This window comes from Chamaesiphon sp. OTE_75_metabat_556, assembly GCF_031378165.1.
In the GTDB taxonomy this organism is placed as follows: Bacteria; Cyanobacteriota; Cyanobacteriia; order Cyanobacteriales; family Chamaesiphonaceae; genus Chamaesiphon.
The window spans coordinates 1-2,891 of the sequence record NZ_JANNDR010000482.1 but is presented as its reverse complement, the minus strand read 5'-3'; the positions used below and the strand labels follow the sequence as shown (position 1 = coordinate 2,891).

6 protein-coding genes are annotated in these 2,891 nt (G+C 42.0%); 4 read left to right on the top strand and 2 right to left on the bottom strand.

The window, feature by feature from the left end:
- Positions 1 to 182 precede the first annotated feature (182 nt).
- Positions 183 to 365 (bottom strand): transposase, encoded by a 183-nt coding sequence (locus RMO27_RS23995; protein ID WP_396133765.1) that lies wholly within the window; start codon positions 363 to 365, stop codon positions 183 to 185.
- A 432-nt stretch (positions 366 to 797) separates the two neighbouring features.
- Here RMO27_RS23995 and RMO27_RS19470 point away from each other — a divergent pair, with 432 nt between their 5' ends.
- From RMO27_RS19470 to RMO27_RS19455, 4 genes are all read left to right on the top strand, one after another.
- Positions 798 to 1,010, top strand: coding sequence for a molybdopterin-dependent oxidoreductase (locus tag RMO27_RS19470; protein ID WP_309735631.1), 213 nt, complete (start codon positions 798 to 800; stop codon positions 1,008 to 1,010).
- Between the two features lie 269 nt (positions 1,011 to 1,279).
- On the top strand, positions 1,280 to 1,501 hold the full coding sequence (locus RMO27_RS19465; RefSeq protein ID WP_309735628.1) for a hypothetical protein: 222 nt from the start codon (positions 1,280 to 1,282) through the stop codon (positions 1,499 to 1,501).
- On the top strand, positions 1,498 to 1,737 hold the full coding sequence (locus tag RMO27_RS19460) for a pentapeptide MXKDX repeat protein (RefSeq protein ID WP_309735627.1): 240 nt from the start codon (positions 1,498 to 1,500) through the stop codon (positions 1,735 to 1,737). Before RMO27_RS19465 ends, RMO27_RS19460 begins: the two co-directional genes overlap by 4 nt.
- 51 nt (positions 1,738 to 1,788) lie before the next feature.
- Positions 1,789 to 2,316, top strand: a complete 528-nt coding sequence (locus tag RMO27_RS19455; protein ID WP_309735625.1) for a DM13 domain-containing protein — start codon at positions 1,789 to 1,791, stop codon at positions 2,314 to 2,316.
- A gap of 96 nt (positions 2,317 to 2,412) precedes the next feature.
- On the opposite strand, the gene RMO27_RS19450 is transcribed toward RMO27_RS19455, so the two are convergent.
- A partial coding sequence (locus RMO27_RS19450; protein WP_309735623.1) for an ATP-binding protein occupies positions 2,413 to 2,891 on the bottom strand: 479 nt, incomplete at its 5' end.

Below are 2,891 nucleotides of genomic sequence, written 5' to 3'. Positions count from 1 at the left end.
AGTCGATCGAGGGATCGTTCTAGTTCCGCAACTCGTGTTTGCAATTGTCGAAATGAGCGTTTCGATCGCGTTGGCATATCCAGTCGGTGCGACCTCTGTTGATGATCTAATTTAAGCTATTGATCGGGCATCCTGATCGTTAAAACCCAATTGTTTTGTCAATATATCACTTTATTTAGAAGTTACAGTTTTTCTCTCATCGATTTGAAACTAGCAAAACCGTAACTTTGGCAGAGAATTAACTTAATCCTAGTATTAATACCTTCGGTGACACCACTCGTAGTTCTATTTAAAAAATAATTAGCAATCTCCGGCAAATGTTTCTCCAGTGTATCAGCTAAAGAGCCTTCATCTAAATTGGTTATGATTGTTGCAAAGTTACCTTTTCCTTTTCTTCGACTGAACTCATCTAAACTGAGCCGTTGCGGTGTACCCCAGTCTTTTTTTAGTTCTCTCTGTAACTTTGACAGTTATGGCAAGTAATTCCGAGATTATTTAATTGTAAGTGCAAACAAATAAAATCCGTTTCATGGTAACAAGTGAAAACTGTAGCTTGAGATAAATCAAGAAGAGAATTCAGGTGAAAGTTCATAGCCAGTATGAGGGTAAAACGTAGCTGTCGCTACATTTTACCCGGTTTTCAGAGGAGAGCCGTTTTGGGTGCGCTAGCATTATTGACTGTCTACGGCTTAGGAGCGGGAATTCCGCTGCTGGCGATCGCGTATAGCAGTCGTCATGTTAGTTCATTTTGACTGTAACAATTTCTCTATTATTTATCTTGGTATGGTACTCCCGAAATCGATCGCGATGAATATCGGCTGACTATTGATGGCGAAGTGAAATTTCCGATGGAACTGAACTTAAACGCATTAAAACAACTCCCTCAAACATCGATCGTGATGCAACATGTCTGCGTCGAAGGTTGGGCGGCAATCGTTCAATGGGGCGGGTTTAGATTTGGCAAAGGTTATTGGGAAGAGCAAGGTTATGAATGGTTTGGAGGTATTTAGCGATCGCTTTGATATTATAGTCAGAGGCTATTTGCAAAAAAATGCTGAGAGAATGCTGAAAATGGCATAAGAAAATTCTCAGAATAAACTTAGGGAATTCATAGTTTTTTTTCAGATAAATCCTAGCATTGTCAGACATACTTAACTTAACGAGCCGATGAATCATTTCAACAGATTTACCTCAATCGATAAATCTATTAATAAATGAATCCGATCGGACGTTACGTTTGTATATCCAACTAGAATCTTATCGAAACTCAATCATAATGATGAAATCAACTCTGACTCGCAAAATTTTGACTATTGTTACTGGTTTAGCCGTCACCATGATGGGAATGAGTTCCATCGAAGCTGCAACCGCAGCAACAACATCTAGCACAGTTTCTACTCAAGTAGCTCCAGGTTCTAATCAAATTGCCGCCAAGTCGAGCCACATTCGGCTCACTCGAACACATTATATCGATCGACAATCGATCGGGAGTAATTCATGAAATTAGCTACTGTATTCACAGGTGTCAACTACACCAAAAACTGGAAAGTCTTAGTTCTCATTGCTGGACTCATTCTGTCTACTACTCTTACTTCTTGTTCTCCTACGCCAACTGCAACCCCTGACGCGATGAAAGGTGATGCCATGAAGGGTGATGCCATGAAAGGTGACGCAATGAAAGATAAAGGCGATGCCATGAAGGGCGATCCAAAAGCAACTCCCACAACCAAGCCATAGATTCCTGCTCATTATCAGTGGCTTACTGTCATAAACAAGGAATATTTAATTATGAAATTCATCAAAGTATCGATCCTGTGTTTGGCTTCTTTAGTATTAATAAGTTCGGCAAAAGCTGCAACCCAAGATCGGGTTCCTGCTGGCTCTGCGGCGAGCGATTCTCTGATGGAGATCCGCCCACAGACAACTCAGATGAGCACCTCAGATCGTCCTTTGCAATTGGCAGCAACTATCAAGTCCGGTCAATTCGTTCGTGCTGAACAAGCGACCAGAGGTGGTGCCAGTATCGTCACCAAAAATGGTCGCTCTTTTCTACAATTGGATTCAGCATTCAAAACTTCTAGCCAGGGGCCAGATTTGGTAGTTATCTTGCATCGTTCGCGCAATGTTCTCGGTACGACCCAAGCACCCAATTATGCATTAAAAGGTGGTGATTATCTAGTCCTGTCTCGCCTGAAAAAATATAGTGGTGCCCAAAGTTATGCCATTCCTGCTAATATCAACCTCGCAAATTATCGCTCTGCGGCGATCTGGTGTCGCAAGTTTAACGCTACTTTTAGTGTTGCTCCATTGGGCTAAAACTGATGTAATTACAGCCAACTCATAGTCTGTTGGCGATCCGATCGTCAATAACAAAATCGATCTCCAGCAGATTTTTATTTAGATCTATTATGACTATTGCCAATCGAAACAGCAGATCGGCAGATAAACACTCACCGTTGTTCCCAGGCTAGAAGAGGCGATCGTCAGTTTTCCATCATGATCTGTAATAATTCGCTTGGAAATTGCCAATTCCAATCCAGTGCCAGAGGATTTGGACGAGCAGAAGGGTGTAGTGAGTTGGGGCAACAACTCTGGTGGAATCTGCTCTCCACCATTATAGATTTGAATCCTAATGTAGTTCGAGTCGATTTCACTACCGAGCGAACAACTAACGCTTTTGTGGGGATCGATCGCTTCACAGGCATTCCGAAACAGATTGATAAAAACTTGTTTTAACTTATTGATATCCGCCATCACCTCACCCGCTGGCAGATGGCTTTCAAAATCGATCCGGCGATCGATTGCTTCGGGTAGTTCCTGAATCTGGATTAACAGCAGCTTCAAAAATTCACTGATATTCAGCCTAGAGAGCTGCAATGGTTGGGGTTTTG

What these genes read in the sequence shown, in the direction of transcription:
- RMO27_RS19465 (WP_309735628.1), top strand. Translation starts at nt 1,280, where the DNA reads ATGAAATCAACTCTGACTCGCAAAATTTTGACTATTGTTACTGGTTTA.
- RMO27_RS19460 (WP_309735627.1), top strand. Translation starts at nt 1,498, where the DNA reads ATGAAATTAGCTACTGTATTCACAGGTGTCAACTACACCAAAAACTGG.
- RMO27_RS19455 (WP_309735625.1), top strand. Translation starts at nt 1,789, where the DNA reads ATGAAATTCATCAAAGTATCGATCCTGTGTTTGGCTTCTTTAGTATTA.